The organism is Flavobacterium sp. MDT1-60, assembly GCF_014844035.1.
Classification (GTDB): Bacteria; Bacteroidota; Bacteroidia; order Flavobacteriales; family Flavobacteriaceae; genus Flavobacterium.
Window position 1 is genome coordinate 2,428,056 of sequence record NZ_CP062159.1, and the last position, 18,662, is coordinate 2,446,717.

General features: G+C 32.2%; 15 protein-coding genes. 5 read left to right on the plus strand and 10 right to left on the minus strand.

The window, feature by feature from the left end; all coding sequences use genetic code 11:
• Positions 1 to 3: 3 nt before the first annotated feature.
• The 8 genes from IHE43_RS10535 to tsaD form a co-directional block, all read right to left on the minus strand.
• Complete coding sequence (locus tag IHE43_RS10535; RefSeq protein WP_192187896.1) at positions 4 to 567, minus strand: hypothetical protein; 564 nt, start codon at positions 565 to 567, stop codon at positions 4 to 6.
• 2 nt (positions 568 to 569) lie between these two features.
• Complete coding sequence (locus IHE43_RS10540) at positions 570 to 1,751, minus strand: class I SAM-dependent methyltransferase (RefSeq protein ID WP_192187897.1); 1,182 nt, start codon at positions 1,749 to 1,751, stop codon at positions 570 to 572.
• 2 nt (positions 1,752 to 1,753) lie between these two features.
• Positions 1,754 to 2,845, minus strand: coding sequence for an AI-2E family transporter (locus IHE43_RS10545; RefSeq protein WP_192187898.1), 1,092 nt, complete (start codon positions 2,843 to 2,845; stop codon positions 1,754 to 1,756).
• Between the two features lie 108 nt (positions 2,846 to 2,953).
• A complete protein-coding gene (locus IHE43_RS10550) occupies positions 2,954 to 3,904 on the minus strand; it encodes a zinc metalloprotease (protein WP_192187899.1) in 951 nt (316 codons plus the stop codon).
• Positions 3,905 to 4,062: 158 nt separating this feature from the next.
• Positions 4,063 to 4,557: a TrmH family RNA methyltransferase gene (locus IHE43_RS10555; protein ID WP_192187900.1), complete on the minus strand. Its 495-nt coding sequence runs from the start codon at positions 4,555 to 4,557 to the stop codon at positions 4,063 to 4,065.
• 10 nt (positions 4,558 to 4,567) lie between these two features.
• Positions 4,568 to 5,206 carry a DUF4159 domain-containing protein gene (locus IHE43_RS10560; protein ID WP_192187901.1) on the minus strand — a complete coding sequence of 213 codons (639 nt, stop codon included), beginning with the start codon at positions 5,204 to 5,206 and terminating at the stop codon, positions 4,568 to 4,570.
• A gap of 142 nt (positions 5,207 to 5,348) precedes the next feature.
• Positions 5,349 to 6,062, minus strand: coding sequence for a 16S rRNA (uracil(1498)-N(3))-methyltransferase (locus IHE43_RS10565; RefSeq protein WP_192187902.1), 714 nt, complete (start codon positions 6,060 to 6,062; stop codon positions 5,349 to 5,351).
• A gap of 3 nt (positions 6,063 to 6,065) precedes the next feature.
• Positions 6,066 to 7,088: a tRNA (adenosine(37)-N6)-threonylcarbamoyltransferase complex transferase subunit TsaD gene (gene tsaD, locus IHE43_RS10570; RefSeq protein WP_192187903.1), complete on the minus strand. Its 1,023-nt coding sequence runs from the start codon at positions 7,086 to 7,088 to the stop codon at positions 6,066 to 6,068.
• Positions 7,089 to 7,294: 206 nt separating this feature from the next.
• On the opposite strand from tsaD, the gene IHE43_RS10575 reads away from it, so the two are divergent.
• The 5 genes from IHE43_RS10575 (at position 7,295) to IHE43_RS10595 (ending at position 15,543) form a co-directional block, all read left to right on the plus strand.
• A complete protein-coding gene (locus IHE43_RS10575; protein ID WP_225585460.1) occupies positions 7,295 to 11,782 on the plus strand; it encodes a translocation/assembly module TamB domain-containing protein in 4,488 nt (1,495 codons plus the stop codon).
• 308 nt (positions 11,783 to 12,090) lie between these two features.
• Complete coding sequence (pfkA, locus tag IHE43_RS10580) at positions 12,091 to 13,077, plus strand: 6-phosphofructokinase (RefSeq protein ID WP_192187904.1); 987 nt, start codon at positions 12,091 to 12,093, stop codon at positions 13,075 to 13,077.
• A 95-nt stretch (positions 13,078 to 13,172) separates the two neighbouring features.
• Positions 13,173 to 14,177 (plus strand): type I glyceraldehyde-3-phosphate dehydrogenase, encoded by a 1,005-nt coding sequence (gene gap, locus IHE43_RS10585; RefSeq protein ID WP_026984486.1) that lies wholly within the window; start codon positions 13,173 to 13,175, stop codon positions 14,175 to 14,177.
• Between the two features lie 129 nt (positions 14,178 to 14,306).
• Positions 14,307 to 15,158 (plus strand): N-acetylglucosamine kinase, encoded by an 852-nt coding sequence (locus IHE43_RS10590; protein ID WP_192187905.1) that lies wholly within the window; start codon positions 14,307 to 14,309, stop codon positions 15,156 to 15,158.
• Between the two features lie 10 nt (positions 15,159 to 15,168).
• Positions 15,169 to 15,543: a methylglyoxal synthase gene (locus IHE43_RS10595; RefSeq protein ID WP_056194557.1), complete on the plus strand. Its 375-nt coding sequence runs from the start codon at positions 15,169 to 15,171 to the stop codon at positions 15,541 to 15,543.
• Here IHE43_RS10595 and IHE43_RS10600 read toward each other — a convergent pair.
• Both IHE43_RS10600 and IHE43_RS10605 read right to left on the minus strand, forming a co-directional pair.
• Positions 15,524 to 15,904, minus strand: a complete 381-nt coding sequence (locus IHE43_RS10600) for a RidA family protein (protein WP_026984483.1) — start codon at positions 15,902 to 15,904, stop codon at positions 15,524 to 15,526. The two genes, IHE43_RS10595 and IHE43_RS10600, sit on opposite strands and share 20 nt — an antisense overlap.
• A 25-nt stretch (positions 15,905 to 15,929) precedes the next feature.
• Entirely contained in the window at positions 15,930 to 18,626 is a 2,697-nt protein-coding gene (locus IHE43_RS10605) for a putative LPS assembly protein LptD (RefSeq protein WP_192187906.1), read from the minus strand.
• Between the last annotated feature and the right edge of the window lie 36 nt (positions 18,627 to 18,662).

An 18,662-nucleotide genomic window follows, 5' to 3' on the forward strand; every position in this document is an offset into this window, starting at 1 on the left:
TATTTATTCCACACATCTTATATTTTCAATGAAATAAGTATCTGGTTTGTATACTTTTCCATTCATCTCAGACGTTAATTCACTTTTTACAATATAATCTTCTGTAGTCGTCAGGTATTTAATACGCATTATATTAACCGGAGATTTTTTCAGTTCATCGTAGCTATCTTTCATAAATACAAAAATTCCTGTATTTACACGATTATCAAAACCTTTATCACGAATAAGTGTTCCGCAGTTTTCCTGCTCAATGTGCATTAAAGTAACAATTTTGCCGTTTTGTAATTGTAAAAAAACTTTTGAGTTTTTGTCAAAACAATTTGCCTTTATAAAATCCTTACTTTTTTGAATCAATTGTAAATTTAATGTTGGCAGACCATCTGTTTGTGCCAATGAAAAGAATACATAGCTAAACGAACCTCCAAAGTTCTTTTCACTCATTAAATATTCATTTGTAATTTTGTAAGTGCCAATAGAATCTGTAACGTTGGCACTGTATTCACATGGTTTTTGGGCAAATGCGGTAAGGGTTAATAGAAAAAAAGTTAGCGTAATTAGTTGTTTCATTTTTAAATTATTTTTCTGCAAATTAAAACTATTTTGTTATCATTTTTATCTGTTGTAAAAAAACAATATAAATTTCCACCATTTTTTATTTTCCACTTTTTTCGAATGTTTTCTACCGTGTCCGGAAAATTTCGGGTCGTAATATTTGCTTGCTGATTTAAAAGTTCTGTTTTCATATCATTTTTGTTGTATGAAATCACTTTTTCTATTTCAAAAGATCTCCCCGGGAAATCAATTAACGCTACGGAAGTATATAAATGAGAGTGTTTGTGAAGTTTATTTATTTTGAAAATAGAACTCACTTCATCAAAACCACCAGATTTCATTATGGCCGAATTTGGCTCGTATAAAAATTTTTGAGGTAAATCATAAGAAGGTAAATCAGATTTATCATCCAAAATAAATTCGAATGTTTCGATTTTGTCTTTTAAGATATTAGCAGTTTTGATTGTAATTTCGCCTGTATAATGATTGTGGATTTCAAAAAGCAATTCTTTTACTTCATTTTCTAAAGCAATAATATGAATGTTTTTGACAAATTTTAATTCTGACAAACCTGCTGAAATATCTAATAAAGGGGCAGTTTTTATTAATATAGAATCTGTTTTTTCTAAATAGAAATCCAATAATTCAGGGACATTTGGCAAACAGTCTTTTAACATGAAAACTTTGCCTTTTGCATCATTTCTTCTTGAGGGATCAATATAAATCCAATCCCATTTTTGATTCAATTCTGTTAGAACATTTGTGGAATCATTGGCGAAAAAATTACAATTTGTTACTTGTAATTGTTCAAAGTTATGTTTAACGATTGCAGATAAATCTTCGTTTATCTCACAATGGGCTACATTTTTAAATCTTTTTGAAAAGTAAAAATCATCAACACCAAAACCTCCTGTAAGATCAATTAAACTTTCGCCGGAAATTAAGGAAGCTTTATAGGCAGCTGTTTTTTCAGATGAGGTTTGTTCGACCGATATTTTACTCGGATAAATTATATTTTTGGTTGAAAACCAAGTGGGTAATTTGTCTTTTGCCTTTGTTTTTGCTTCTATTTGGTTCAAAATCAAAATCCAGTCAATTTCTGGAAAAGGATTCTTCTGAAGTGCAAATTTCGTAATTTCTACACCGGTATTTTTTGTTATAAATTCCTGAATGTTTTTGCTTAAAAGAGACGAATTCAATGTTAGATTTTTTCAGTTAATACGGAAACAATTTTATTGTCAGGAAAAAATTCTTTTAAAATTACTTTTAGCATAGTGTAAACCGGAATGGCAATAATCATCCCAACAATTCCAAAAGTAATTCCACTGATTAAAGTTATCAGGAATATTTCTAACGGGTGCGAATTTACACTTTTTGATGAAATTATAGGCTGACTAATATTATTATCAATAGCCTGAACAAGTAAAAAACCAATAATTACATAAATAGTGGTTGGCAAAATTTCAGATTGAAAATCACTTCCAATCAAGCTAATCATTGTTAATATTCCGGCTAGTATCGTTCCGATAATTGGGCCTATGTATGGAATAATATTTAAAATGGCACATAAAAAAGCAATAACGAAGGCATTCTTATTTCCGAAAACAAGTAATACAATTAAGTATAAAATAAAAACAACCGTTAATTGAAGTAGCAAGCCAATAAAATAGCGGGTCAGTAAATGATTTATTTTGGTAATAGAATTTAAGATTTTATCTTCGTTCGTATCGGGAAGAATTTTTTTGGCACCTGCTTTAAAATCCTCCTGGTCTTTGATGAAGAAAAAAGTAATAAAGAATACAGAAACAAATCCCATACCCATATTGGCTAAGAAATTCATTATTGAATTGATAAAGCCTGTAAAAAAGCCAACATTTAAAGCTGACATTATTTTTGAATCCTTAAGAGCTTTACTTAAATCAACGTGTTGAATGTTGAAATAAGTTTCGATACTTCGTTCTGTTTCCATAAACTGTGCCTGTAGATTATCTGTATCTAATAAGGATAAGTTATTAGCTTGTGAAATAATCAAGGGCACAAACAAAAAGATAAAACCAACTAATGCTAAAATAAATACCAGAATTGTTGTAGTCGCCGCTATAGAATTGCTGAATTTTAATTTATTTTTTAAAAATTGTACTAGAGGATTTGCAATCAAACACAATATCAATGAGATACATAAATAAACAATTACGGTTTGAATTTCATATAAAAAATATAAAACGGCACTAATAACTAAAATGGTTGCTAAAGCTCTTAAGATTCCGTTGGAAATGATCTTCGATGTTATCATGATTATGTTTTAGACTATAAATATAACAAAAAGCTTTTAAAATTCAGGACAGAGCAAAAAAAAGCGAGATGGTTCAGATCTCGCTTTTGTATTGATTTATATTTGGGTTTATATTCCAAATGCTGCTCTTGGGCCTCCGGAAACAAATATGGCTGCCATTCTGCTTTTTTGACCTAATGAAAACATATACATTCCATTATCATCTGTGTAATCCATGTAGTTCATGGTCATTTCAACAGGAGTTCCTGAACAAGTGCTGTAATGAGGATAAGTTGGTACTCCATAATTTGCAGTATTATGCGTTGGAGTATCAGATACTAAATCACTTCCACAAGTAGCATCTCCCCAGATATGGCGTAAATTCATCCAGTGACCCACTTCGTGAGTACCAGTTCTTCCTAAGTTAAATGGAGCATTTGCAGCACCAGATAAACCGAAATATCTGGAATCGATTACAACACCGTCAGTAGATGATGCTCCACCAGGAAATTGTGCATAACCTAAAATTCCTCCGCCAATAGCACATGACCAAAGATTAAGTTTTGTTGTTGGAGAAGTTGGAGCGATTCCACCCTGTGCCGTTTTTTTCATGGCATCATTAGTTCCCCATGAAGTTTTTGTTGTAGATTTTCGGATAATCTGATCTAAAACAAATGTAATTCCTACATTGGCTTTTACTCCTGCAAAAAGTGCCGGAACACTATTATAATCAGAGTTTAAAGCATTGAAATCTTTGTTCAGCACATCAATTTGTGATTGAATTTGTGCATCTGAAATGTTTTGTGCAGTCGTTTTATACAAAACATTTACTACAACCGGAATTTCGACTTTACCATTTACTAAACGATTCGTTAAGATTCGATTTGTAGTAAAAGCTTCAATCTCATTCATTTTAATGGCTAACATTGGATCTGCTTTTAATTGTGCTTCTAAAACTTCTTGCGAAGCACAACGACGCTCTGTAGCAGCACTAGCATCTGAACCTGTTGGTTCTGTTTGGTCATTTTGACAAGAAAACAGCACTAAAGCTGTAAATGCGGTAATAAGAACTTTTTTCATAATAATTTGGGTTTTTGTTATAAAAAATTAAATTTGGTTAATTATGTAGCAATTTTATAACAAAATGATTTTCGTACCAAATTTTTATAACATTTTTTTTGTGAGAATTTTACAACAGCCCATACGGCTTGATTCTTACAAAAATTTAAGCCAAATTATTAGGAAGTAAATTCGTACAAAGCTATACTCGCAGCTTGCACAACATTCATACTACTGTTTTTACCAAACATATTAATATGGACAATTTGATTGGAAATTTTTAAAAGATCATCTGAAATCCCATCAATTTCACTTCCTATAACAAGTGCAATTTTTTGATTTTCAGGAATATTGACTTCTTTTAGTGGTTTGCTGGTACTAGTTATTTCCAAAGCAATAATTTCGAAGTTATTTTGAAGTAAGTAGGTAACCAAATCAGAAGTTTGTTCGATTACAGTATGATGCACATGAAGATGAGTGCTTCGTGAAGTTTTATTGATTTTTCGTGGAGTTAATGGAATATCTTTTCCTAAAAAAATGATGTTCTCTACGCCAAAAGCCTCACTTATTCTAAAAAGAGAACCAATGTTTTGCTGAAAATAGATATTATCGCAAACCAGTGTTATGGGAAACGTTTTTCGCTCAAATTGATTTTCTTCGTGAGTAAGTTGCACTTTTTTATAATTAATTGGTAAAAATATAATTGATGATATTAGCACCCATTTTAAGGGCTTTGTCACGAACATTAGCGGGATCATTATGTACTTCCGGATCTTCCCAGCCGTCGCCTAAGTCACATTCGTAAGTATATAATAAGACAAGTTTGTTTTCTACGAAAATTCCAAAAGCCTGCGGACGCGTTCCATCGTGTTCATGAATTTTTGGCAAGCCATTCGGGAAAGGAAAGGGTTTTTGAAAAATAGGATGATTTGCGGGAATTTCGACTAAATTATTATTTGGAAATATTTTTTTGATTTCTTTTCGAATGTATTGATCCATTCCGTAATTATCATCAATATGAAGAAAACCTCCGGCTGTTAGATAATTTCTAAGATTGGTTACGTCAGCATCGCTAAAAACAACATTTCCGTGTCCGGTCATGTGTACGAAAGGATAGGAGAGCAAATCAGGATTGCCTGGCTCAACCGTTGATGGTTTTGCTTTTATTCGGGTATTGATGTTTGAATTGCAAAAACGGATAAGGTTTGGTAATGAAGTGGGATTTGCATACCAATCGCCACCGCCACTATATTTTAATAAAGCAATTTCTTGTGAAAAGGAAGAAATGGAAACGAAGAATAATAAGTAAAATATTTTTTTCATATAATTATAAATTATCTGGGTAATTTGCTTTTTATATATGTGGCTTTTTGTGTCATTTCGACGAAGGAGAAATCACATCCAGAGAGCAACGCTGTGGTTACGTTATGTGATTTCTCCTTCGTCGAAATGACAAGATTACGATTTAATTAATATTCTCATTAAAAAAAACAACACTATGACAAGCCACAACAGCAGCAGTTTCTGTACGTAAACGAGTATTACCTAGCATTACCGGCTGAAAATTATTTTCTAAAGCCAATGTAATTTCCTTATCTGAAAAATCACCTTCGGGACCAATCAGAATTGTTACATTTTCATTCGGGTTTAAAACTTCTTTCAATGATTTTTTATCAGTTTCTTCACAATGCGCAATCAATTGTAAACCTTCATTTTTTTGTTTGATGAATTCCTTAAACGAAATTGCTTCATTTAATTTAGGTAAATACGTTTCATTGGATTGTTTCATTGCCGAAAGAATTATTTTCTCAAAACGTTCTTTATTTATCGTTTTTCGCTCAGAACGATCACAAAAAACGGGAGTGATTTCCTGGATTCCAATTTCTGTAGCTTTTTCTAAAAACCATTCAAATCGATCATTCATTTTGGTTGGAGCCACGGCCAGATGCAAACGAAATTTTGGTTCTGGAGTTTTTTTTATCGAAAGTACTTCAACAATACATTTATTGTCAGAAGCCAATGTGATTTCAGTTTCAAACAATAAACCTGAACCGTTTGTTACGTGCAAAATGTCTGAATCTTTTTTGCGTAAAACTTTTATAATATGTCTGCTTTCTTCTTTATCAAAATAAAAAGTTTCAGTAGTTTCGTCTATATCAGGATTGTAAAATAATTGCATAATTTAAAATTGAATTCGCGCTTTAGAAACTACTGCAGAAGTTTCAAAACGACTTGATAAATATTTTTGATAACCAACAATGCCAATCATTGCAGCATTATCTGTAGTGTATTCAAATTTAGGAACGAAAGTTTTCCATCCGTATTTGCCTTCACTTTCTTTCAATCGCGTTCTAATTCCGGAATTTGCAGAAACTCCTCCGCCAATTGCAATTTGTTTTATTCCGGTTTCTTTTACCGCTAATTTTAATTTGTCCATTAAAATTTCGATAATGGTATATTGTATAGAAGCACAAATATCATTCAGGTTTTCTTCAATGAAATTTGGGTTTTCCAGTTTTTTCTTCTGAATAAAATATAAAATGGCCGTTTTTAATCCAGAGAAACTAAAATCTAATCCCGGTACTTTTGGTTTTGTAAACGCAAAAGTTTTTGGGTTTCCTTCTTTCGCATATTTGTCAATCAATGGTCCGCCAGGGTAGGGAAGTCCAAGAATTTTGGCACTTTTATCAAAAGCTTCTCCAACTGCATCATCTGTGGTTTCGCCAATAATTTCCATATCAAAAAAGCCATTTACTTTTACTATCTGCGTATGTCCTCCACTAATCGTTAAGGCTAAAAATGGAAATTCAGGTTTGTCAAATCCTTCTTCATCAATAAAATGCGCTAAAATATGGGCATGCATGTGATTTACAGCAATCAACGGAATTTGTAATGCCAATGATAACGATTTGCTAAATGAACTTCCTACTAATAATGATCCCATTAAACCAGGCCCTTGCGTAAAGGCAATGGCTGTTAATTGTTCTTTTTGTACATTTGCTTTGCGTAATGCGGCATCAATTACAGGAACTATATTTTGCTGATGCGCTCTTGAGGCTAACTCAGGTACGACACCACCGTATTGGTTGTGAATAAGCTGATTGGCCACAACATTTGAGAGTACTTTATCGTTATGTAAAACTGCAGCAGCAGTATCATCGCAGGAACTTTCGATGGCAAGAATAAAAACCTCTGAATTTTGCATATAAAGGCACGAATTTTGGATTATATTTGACAAATCAAATTTTTAATTTTCTTTGATTGTAAGGAGAAGCCAAAATTAAAGAATTTTTATCAAAAACAGTCGCTCTTTGTCTGTTCAAAGTGAATTTAAAAGAAAACTAAAATTAAGAAGCTATCAAAAAAGTAAAGAAAATAATATCAAGGACCCTAATTGGGTTAATTTTACTTTTGTTAGCACTTGCTATAACGCTGTCTTTGCCTATAGTTCAGACAAAAATTGCCCAATATGTTACTACTTCCCTAAATGAAGATTTTAAAACCGATATTCACGTTGATAAGGTTGCGATAAACATTTTTGGCGGAGTAAAACTTAAAAAGGTTTTGATTTATGATCATCACAAAAAGGTTTTAATCTACTCTGATATTATTTCTACAGACATTTTAAGCATCAAAAGATTATTAGACGGCGATTTAATTTTTGGCGATTTACGTTTAACAGGTTTGATTTTTAATTTGAAAACGTATAAAAATGAAAATGAAAACAATATTAATAAGTTTATACGACTTTTTGATTCTGATAAACCTTCAAAAACCAATAAACATTTTTTACTGACAGCTAAAAATGCTTATATTTCAAAAGGAATTTTTTCTGTCACTGACGAAAATAAAAAAACACCTAAATTTTTAGCATTCACAAAGCTTAATGCTTACATCAGTGATTTTAAATTATATGGGCCCGATGTAAATACTACAATTCATCGCTTTTCATTTTTGGATCATCGTGGTCTTTACGTTTCTAATTTTGCCGGGAAATTCAGTTATACCAAAAAGCAAATAAAAGTTGAAAATTTAGCTATAAAAACTAAAAGATCATCTATTTATGGTCAGGCAATTTTAAATTATAAAGTAGAGGATTTTTTAAATTTTACTGACAAGGTAAAGTTTAATGTTACGATTGACTCTTCTTCAATTGCAACAAATGATCTTCGTTACTTTTATGACGGATTGGGTAAAAACCAGCATTTTAAGCTTAAGACAAAATTAAACGGTCCTCTTAATAATCTTAATTTAAGAGGCTTGAGGCTTACAGATACCAATGGCTCTAGAATTGTTGGTACCATAAATTTTAAAAATCTTTTAGGTTCCAAAGAACAGAAGTTTTCGATGGATGGTAAGTTTGACAGATTGGTTTCCAGTTATGATAATTTGGTTGCTTTGCTTCCAGTTGTTTTAGGAAAGAAGCTTCCTAAAGAACTAAAAAGAGTTGGTAAATTTACTATTATAGGAAAAGCAAAAGTTTCTACAATTGCATTGGAAGCCGATTTTAAAATGGTTACCGATATAGGTGGTGGCCAGGTCGATCTCCATCTAAATAATATGGATTTTATTGATAAAGCATCTTACTCGGGAAATATTGTCCTGGAGAATTTTGATGTTGGTGCTTTGTTAAATCGAAAAGATATAGGAAGAACAACCTTAGATTTAGATGTTGATGGTGTAGGTTTTACTGAGAAATACCTTAATACCATTATAAAAGGTGATATTACTAAATTAGACTATAATAAGTACACGTATAATAATATAGTAGTCAATGGTAATTTTAAATTGCCTTATTATAAAGGACAAATTTCTGTAAATGATCCTAACTTGTCTTTGACATTCGATGGTTTAGTAGATTTAAGTACGCGTGAGAATAAGTATGATTTTCATATCAATGTGGAGAATGCAGATTTACGTAAGCTTAAATTTATAAATGATTCTATTTCGCATTTTACAGGCGATGCAGTTGTTCAGGTTTCAGGAAATTCAATAGAAAATCTTCAGGGAAATATTTATATAAAGGATGCTGTTTACCAAAATCCAAAAGCAACTTACGAATTTGATGAGGTAACTATCAATTCAAGTTTTGATGCTGATAGGTTACGAACCATAACTATTAATTCTACTGATATTGTCGATGGTAATATTGTAGGTAAATTTCAGTTTGCACAATTAGATAAACTCGTAATGAATTCCGTTGGAAGTCTTTATACAAATTACAAACCTTATAAAGTTAAAAAGGGACAATTTTTGCGTTTCAATTTTCATGTGTATGATAAAGTTGTTGAGATGTTATATCCTGAAATAAATGTTGATTCCTCTACCGTTGTTCGTGGTAAGATTGATGCCGATTTAAATGAATTTAAGTTTAGATTTAAATCGCAAAAAGTTACAGCTGCAAAAAACACATTCGATAATATCCGGGTTAGTATTGATAATAAAAACCCACTTTATAATGCGTTTGTAGAGTTAGATAGTATTAAAACACCATATTACAAGATACGCGATTTTAGTTTGATTAATGTAACTTCAAAAGATACTTTATTTGTTCGTTCAGAATTTAAAGGAGGAGAAAAAGGCCAGGATTATTTTAATCTTGATTTGTTTCATACTATAGATAAAAACAAAAATAATATAGTTGGTATCAAAAAATCTGAGATGAAATTTAAAGACTACTTATGGTATTTAAATGAAGCAGCAGCAGAAGATAATCAGATTGTTTTTGATAAAAATTTTAAAAACTTTACGATTAACAATATTGTTTTGTCCCATGAAGATCAAAAAATTGATTTAAACGGAGTTTTAAAAGGCAGTGATTATAAAGATATTGTACTGAATTTTGAAGATGTTGATATCAATAAAATTACTCCGTTAAATTCAAAATTTGTTTTTAATGGTAATTTAAATGGAAACATCAATTTTAAACAAAATAAAGATGTTTATCAACCCACGGCTTCCATTGTTATTGATCATCTTAATTTAAATAATACAGAATTAGGAACTTTAGATTTTGATATTTCCGGAGATGAGAATCTGAGAAAATTTACTATAAATTCATCCATTCATAATGGTTTTACAGAATCATTTAATGCTAGTGGAACCTTTGCAATTGAAAACAAAGAAACTTTTCTGGATCTAAATCTAAAACTCGAAGGGTTTAATCTGGCAACTTTAGGAACAGTTGGTAAAGATGTTTTATCAAATGTTCGCGGATCTGTTTCCGGAAATGCTGCCGTTGTGGGGAATATAAAAAAACCGGAAATTAACGGAAGGCTGTATGTTGAGAAAGCGGGGATGACTATTCCTTATCTGAATACGGATTATGAGTTGAGTGATCGAACTGTAATTGATTTAACTGATGAGAAATTCTTATTCAGAAATAATCAATTAACAGACACAAAGTACGGAACAAAAGGATTGTTAAACGGAAGTATCGAACATCATAATTTTGGTGACTGGAAATTAGATTTAACCATTACTTCAAAACGATTGTTGGCACTTGATACTAAAGATAGTGACGATGCAGCTTATTTTGGTACTGCGTATATAAATGGTACAGCAAGTATAAAAGGGCCGACAGAAAATTTATTTATAAAAGTTGCTGCAAAATCAGAGAAAGGTACAGAGGTCAAAATTCCTATCAATAATGTACAAAGTGTTGGAGAAAGCAGCTGGATACATTTTGTTACGCCAAAAGAAAAATACAATTTAGCAAATGGTATTGTAGAAAAAACCAGAAATTATAATGGACTTGAACTGGAATTTGATTTTGATATTACGCCTGATGCAGAAGTAGAGGTAATTCTGGATCGAAATTCCGGACATGGAATGAAAGGAAAAGGATACGGATCGCTATTATTTAAAATTAATACACTCGGTAAATTTAATATGTGGGGAGATTTTCAGGCATATGAAGGAACGTATAATTTTAAATACGGTGGTTTAATTGATAAAAAGTTTGCGGTTAAAAAAGGAGGATCAATTATTTGGGAAGGAAACCCGATGAAAGCTCAGCTGAATCTGGAAGCTGTTTACAGAACATCGGCAAATCCAGCAGTATTGTTGGAAAATTCTTCGTTCAATAAAAAAGTTCCTGTTGAAGTGGTTATTGGCTTGAGAGGAGATTTAGCAAGTCCGGAGCCAAATTTTGATATTCAGTTCCCATCCGTAAGCAGTGTTTTGAAATCTGAGATACAATATAAGTTAGACGATAAAGATGTGCGACAGACTCAGGCTTTATATCTATTGTCAACAGGTTCGTTTATGAGTCCGGACGGATTTAATCAAAGTGATTTGTCGGGAACATTTGCAGAAACAGCTGCCAGTTTATTGGGTGGAATTATAAAATCTGATAATGATAAGTTTAATATCGACCTGAACTTTATATCCGCAGATAAACGAATAGGTCAGGAAGCAGATGGTCAGTTTGTGGCAAACATTTCGTCACAGATTAATGAGAAAATTTCAATTAACGGAAAAGTAGGTGTTCCTGTCGGAGGAGTAAATGAATCGGCAATCGTAGGAGATATTGAAATACTTTACAGGGTAAATGAAGACGGATCTATGAACCTCCGTTTGTTTAATAAAGAAAACGATATTAATTATATAGGTCAAGGAGTTGGTTATACACAAGGAGTTGGTATTTCATATGAAGTAGATTTTGATACTTTTAGTGAACTGGTAAATAAACTATTTAAAAGCCATAAGCTGGAAAGATCTTTAAAAAATTCCCAAGATGATTTGCAAGATTCTAATTTGAATCCGGATTATATAAATTTCTCCAGTAAAAAAGATGCTGATAAAAATAAAAAGAAGACAGATAAAAAGGAGGAGGAGAAACAACCACAGCCTCAAAATAACAATCAGGGATTAATTCCGGATAATGACGATTTTTAAGCTTTTGTTAAAAAAGTACAATTAAAAAACCATTCGCTGCAACGAATGGTTTTTTTGTGCTAATTTTAGATGCTCCAATTTTTTTCGTCAAATAAGGAAACTGCATAATTTTATAACACTTCATTAATATATTGTTAATTTTAAGGATTTAATTAAAATAAGGTGCTTTTATTATTTTAAATGAATTTTTTCATATCAAAAAACTTATTAACGAAAACGTTTGAATTTAACATATTTTATTAATTTATTACAATCATAACCTGAAAAGTGGTGAATGTTTGCTAATTTTACACTTTAATACTTAAATAATGCCAAAAACAATAAAAAAAGTTGGTGTTCTAACCTCAGGAGGAGATTCACCTGGAATGAATGCCGCAATACGATCAGTTGTTCGAACATGTGCTTATCATAATATAGAATGCATCGGAATTTATAGAGGGTATCAGGGAATGATCGAAGGAGATTTCAAAGAAATGGGACCTCGAAGTGTAAATAACATTGTAAACAAAGGTGGAACGATCTTAAAATCTGCTCGTTCTGTTGAGTTTAGAACACCTGAAGGTAGAAAAAAAGCTCATGAAAATCTTATAAAAGCCGGAGTTGATGCTTTAGTTGTTATCGGAGGAGATGGGAGTTTTACCGGAGGTTTAATTTTTAATGCTGAATATGGTTTTCCTGTAATGGGAATTCCAGGTACAATTGATAATGATATTTTTGGTACAACTCATACTTTAGGTTATGATACGGCTTTAAATACTGTAGTAGATTGTATCGATAAAATCAGAGATACTGCAAGTTCACATAATCGTCTGTTTTTTGTAGAGGTTATGGGTAGAGATGCAGGGCATATCGCTCTTAATGCTGGTATTGGAGCTGGTGCCGAAGAAATCCTTATTCCTGAAGAAGATTTAGGTTTAGATAGATTGCTAGACTCTCTTCAAAAAAGTAAAGCTTCAGGAAAATCATCAAGTATAGTGGTAATTGCTGAGGGTGATAAAATTGGTAAAAACGTTTTTGAATTAAAAGATTACGTTGAAGCTAATTTACCTGAGTACGACGTAAGAGTTTCTGTATTGGGACACATGCAACGTGGTGGTTCTCCATCTTGTTTTGACCGTGTTCTGGCAAGCCGTTTAGGAGTAAAAGCAGTAGAATCTTTAATAGAGGGAAAATCAAATTATATGGTGGGACTTCGTGAAGATAAAGTGGCTTTGACACCATTAGAGCAGGCAATTAAAGGTAAATCTGAAATTGATAGAGAATTATTAAGAGTGTCTGACATCATGTCAACATAAAATAAATAAAAAAGTTTAAAAAGGAAAGAAGTTTATTGTGAGGAAATTAGACTTTAAATTAGTGTAACAAAAACAAAAGCAAAAAATTTAGTAAAATGTCAAAAGTAAAATTAGGAATAAACGGATTCGGACGTATCGGAAGAATCGTTTTTAGAGAAACTTTCAATAGAGATAATGTAGAAGTAGTTGCAATCAACGATTTGTTAGATGTTGATCACTTAGCTTACTTATTAAAATATGATTCAGTTCACGGTCGTTTCAACGGAACTGTAGAAGTAAAAGAAGGAAAACTTTATGTAAACGGAAGAAATATCCGTATCACTGCAGAAAGAAATCCAGCTGATTTAAAATGGAATGAAGTTGATGTTGATGTGGTTGCTGAATGTACTGGTATCTTCACAACTATTGAAACTGCAAATGAGCACATTAAAGGTGGTGCTAAAAAAGTAATTATTTCTGCTCCATCAGCAGATGCTCCAATGTTTGTAATGGGAGTAAACCACGAGACAGCAAAAGCTACAGATTTAGTAGTTTCTAACGCTTCTTGTACTACAAACTGTTTGGCTCCTTTAGCTAAAGTTATTCATGATAACTTTGGAATTGTAGAAGCTTTAATGACAACTGTTCACGCTACAACTTCAACTCAAATGACAGCTGATGGTCCTTCTAGAAAAGACTGGAGAGGTGGACGTGCTGCAAGCATAAACATCATTCCGTCATCTACTGGTGCTGCAAAAGCAGTTGGAAAAGTAATTCCTGAATTGAATGGAAAATTAACTGGTATGGCTTTCCGTGTTCCTACTGCTGACGTTTCTACAGTAGATTTAACTGTAAAAGTAGCTAAAGAAACTTCTTATGAAGAAATCATGGCTGTTTTAAAGAATGCTTCTGAAACTACAATGAAAGGTATTTTAGGATATACTGAAGATGCAGTTGTTTCTCAGGATTTTATTTCTGATAAAAGAACTTCAATCATTGATGCTACAGCTGGAATTGGTTTAAATTCAACTTTCTTCAAATTAGTATCCTGGTATGATAATGAGTATGGATACTCTAGTAAATTGATTGATTTATCTGTGCACATTGCAGGTTTAAAATAATATTATATAATTTTGCAAAATCCCGTTATTTCAAAGTAACGGGATTTTCTTATTTTGTTTCGTCTTTAATTAATGTAAAAAATACACTTTTAATTTATTGAAGAAAAACTAATCCAAAAACAAAAAAAAATGAAATTAATAGTTGATAGTGGATCTACGAAAGCCGATTGGATTGCAATTGATGATAATGGAAAAGTATTATTCACGACACAAACTTTGGGATTAAACCCTGAAATTCTTGATGGTCCGGAAATTATTGAAAGATTAAACGATCGTTTTGATATTTTACAAAATAAAAAAAATGCATCACATTTGTTTTTTTACGGAGCAGGATGTGGTACTGACAGAATGAAAATTGCATTGACACAAATCTTTCAGGAGTATTTTGCTAACGCAATTGTAGAGGTTCATGAAGATACTTATGCTGCAGTTTATGCGACAACTCCAAAAGGAGAAGAAGCAATCGTTAGTATTCTTGGAACAGGTTCTAACTGCAGTTATTTTGATGGAAAAGTATTGCATCAAAAAGTTCAGTCATTAGGTTATATTGTTATGGATGATTGTAGTGGAAATGTTTTTGGAAAAGAATTAATCAGGAAATACTATTTCAATAAAATGCCTAAGGAATTAGCTATTGAATTTGAAAAGGAATATGATGTAGATCCTGATTTTATTAAAAACAAACTATATAAAGAACAAAATCCAAACGCTTATTTGGCGACTTTTGCAAAGTTCTTAATCAAACATAAAGATACTGAGTTCTGCAAAAAAATTATTTTCAAAGGAATGAAATCTTTCGTTAAAAATTATATCAAGCAATTTGATAATTGTAAAGAAGTTCCAGTGCATTTCGTAGGTTCTATTGCTTTTTATTTAAAAGACGAATTACAAGAAACATTTGATAAATATGAACTTCAATTAGGAAACGTTTTAAGAAGACCAATTGATGGATTAATAGCCTACCATGTTGCTAATCAATAGTTCTGGTTTTATGGAGATTGCAATTATTGCTCATGATGGTAAAAAGGCTGATTTAATTAATTTTTTAATTAAGAATTCAGATGTTTTACATCATGAAAAAATAAAATTAATTGGTACAGGAACTACAGGAGGAAAAGCTGAGGCTGCGGGTTTTAAGACGCAAAGAATGCTTTCAGGACCTCTTGGTGGTGATGCGCAAATTGCGGGAAGAGTTGCAGAAGGAATAACTCAAATGGTGTTCTTTTTTAAAGATCCCTTATCGAGCCATCCGCACGAGGCAGATATCAATATGTTGATTCGTGTTTGCGATGTACATAATGTGCCGCTGGCAACGAATGAAGCAACGGCACAATTATTATTAGATGCTATTGCACAGCAATTATAGAAATTTCAACATTTACATTTTTTGGCAAACATGCCACTTGAACCGTTTCACGAGCTGGAGCGGTTTTTTCGTTAAAATAAGATCCGTAAATTGTATTAATAGCGCCAAAATTATTCATGTCCATAATGAAAATAGTCGCCTTAACAACGTTTTCAAAAGTCATATTTGCAGCTTCCAGAATAGCGGCAATGTTCTCCATTACTTGCTTTGTTTCGTCATTGATATTTTCAGTAACAAGTTCTCCTGAAGCTGGATTTATAGCAATCTGACCAGAGGCATACAGTGTATTTCCTGATAATACAGCCTGATTGTATGGTCCGATTGGAGCGGGAGCTTTTTCGGTAAATATGATTTTTTTCATAATAATTATTTTAATAGAATGTAAATTATCGGTTTGAAGTGCTTCGTTTATTCCATTTAATGTCACTTAACATACCAGATTTGATTCCAATAAAGAAATTCCAGTTTGAGTTAGGACCTAGTGGTGTCCAGTTGAAAGCCATTCTCCAGCTTAATAAATCTCTTTCAAAACGAAATTGTGTAAAAGTAACCCCTTTTTGAACGAAATCGTAACCGGAAGAAACTCCGCCTTTCCATTTAGGTGTAATATCCATATTGATCGAAACCATAACAGAATTTCCGGTTATTTTGCTTTCTCTATTGATGTTCGAATAAGTTAAGGAATAAGCCATTGTCATATCCCATGGGATCTTCGAATTAAAGAATTCGGTTATAACATCTTCTCCGTCATCTTTTTCCTTTGCAAACTGACTGTTACGGCTGTCATTTAAATCTGTATTGGTACCAAAAAGGTCATCTTTACGACCACCATTCCGCTCACTTTGTTTGTTTTCTTCCTTGACTCCTTTATTTGAAAAAGAGTAATTTAATGTTAAGTTAGCACTTGTCATTCTAAATAAACTTCCACCATTGTCAATATTGTAGACGTCCATTCTCTTTCCGGAATTATCAATTGCATAAGGATCTAAAGTAGCACCAAAATTGACATTCATTTTATTGTCAAAAAGCTGCGTTCCTCCACTTACAAGAACTGGTTGCCAGCCTAAAATGTCTTTGCCATCAGCATTAAAATTATAGCTGGTACTAAAATTTAAGTTGTTTAATAACATTATTTTCTTAGGTTCTGTCTTTGTGCTGTCACTATCTCTTACTTTCGCTTCAAAAGTATTACTTAAGGCAAAACCTACGATGTTTGAGTTTGCTTTACCAGGGGCTCCGTAAACACCTCCATCAAAGCGCGAATAGGAATTTGATATTCTTCCCGAAGCATCTACATAGTAATTATCGTAGTATTTTTCGAAACTAGGAGTATATGCGTACGTAATAGAGGGTCTCATTACGTGGCGAATAGATTGAATTCTTTTGTCTTCTCCAAAGTTAAAAGTACCATAAATCGTAGTTCCTAAATTAGTGCTGAAATTGTAGGTTCTGTAAGCATCAAAACCATTTATTGTTTTATCTACAACTTTATTTTGAGCGGAATCATAATTTTTTTCTATTGTTTTTGTAACCCAGGTTTCCTGATAGTTTGTTGATGCTCCTGCACTAAAATATTTGAATATTTTAAAGTTGGTACTAATTGGAATAGATTGTTGTAGTCCAATTTGTGCGTCTTTAAACATTTGAGGTTTAAAGAATAAAGAATCGGTTGTAACGAATCTATTTTGTCCGGTAACATTGTACTGTAAGTTGATGTTTTTAATTAAACCTTTTTTAACACCATCTCTACCAACAAAAGGATAAACACGATCAATACTACCTTGTAAGGAAGGTAATGTCATTTGAATTTCTTCCGTTTGTGTATTTTGCTGGTGTGTTGCGGTTAATGCAATACGAGCTCCTGGAATTGTATTAAAGGTTTTGTTATATGAGATAGACGAACTTAAAGTGTTGTTCAGATTTGATCCAACGTTTGCCTGATTAATAGATTGTTTAAAGTATTTACTACTACCCATATTCACAGAAGCCGAAAAAGTTGAGTTGGGGTTTGATTTAGTATCTTTTGAATGCGACCATTGGATATTGTAAATATTTTGCTTTGAATAATCAGGGTAACCTCTTTCGCTACTGATCAAATTTTCAAAACGAACATTCACATTTCCACGATATTTGTATTTTTTAGCATATGAAGATTCAAAACGCATCGCATAACTTCCGTTCGTATAGTAATCTCCTAAAACGGTCAGGTCGTAGTTATCGCTTAATGCAAAGTAATAACCACCATTTTGTAAAGAGAAACCTCTTGTGTTGGAGTCATTGTAACTTGGTATAATGATTCCTGAAACACTTTTTTCCTGACTCATCGGGAAGTATGCAAAAGGTAAGGCAAGAGGAGTAGGGACATCTGCAATGACCATATTGGTTAAACCTGTAACTACTTTCTTTCCCGGAATAAACTTTACTTTATTGGTCTGAAAGTAATATTCAGGATTGTCTACATCGCTTGAAGTTGTAAAACGCGCACCTTTTAAGAAATAAACAGAATCATTTTCTTTTTTAGTAACAGCGGCTTTGATTTTAAATTCACCTTGTTCCGTTCTGGAATTATAGATTAAAGCTTTTTTTGTTTTGAAATTAAAACGAATAGAGTCCGGTTGTACTTCACTTGCTCCTTGCTTGAAATTTGGAAACTGACTCAAAACACCTGCTGAATCTTTTATTCTTCCTGCATAGACTTCATCTTTTTCATAATTCAAAACAATTATACCCGATTTTAACTCTACGTCCTTATAATATAATTCAGCTTCGTTATATAAGGTAATGAGTTTGTTTTTCTGATCGATTTTCGCATAATCTTTGGCCCTGTATTTTACTTTTCCATCAAGAAAAGTCTTTTTAGGTCTAACAGTGTCCAGTTTTACTGTATCTTGTACAGTAGTTGTGGTTTTATCTGTTTGTTTTTCAGTAGGTAATGCGTTTTTTTTGGTTTTTATCTCTTGCGAATATAATTTACCGCATCCTAGTGTTAGGAAAAATGATAATAAAACGATATTAAATAAGTTTGTATGCAAAGGTTTAAATGCTATTTTTGTAAAAGTATGGCTTGTTTTTTGACATGTCAAACTTACATATAATTTTTTGGCAAAAATAATCAATTG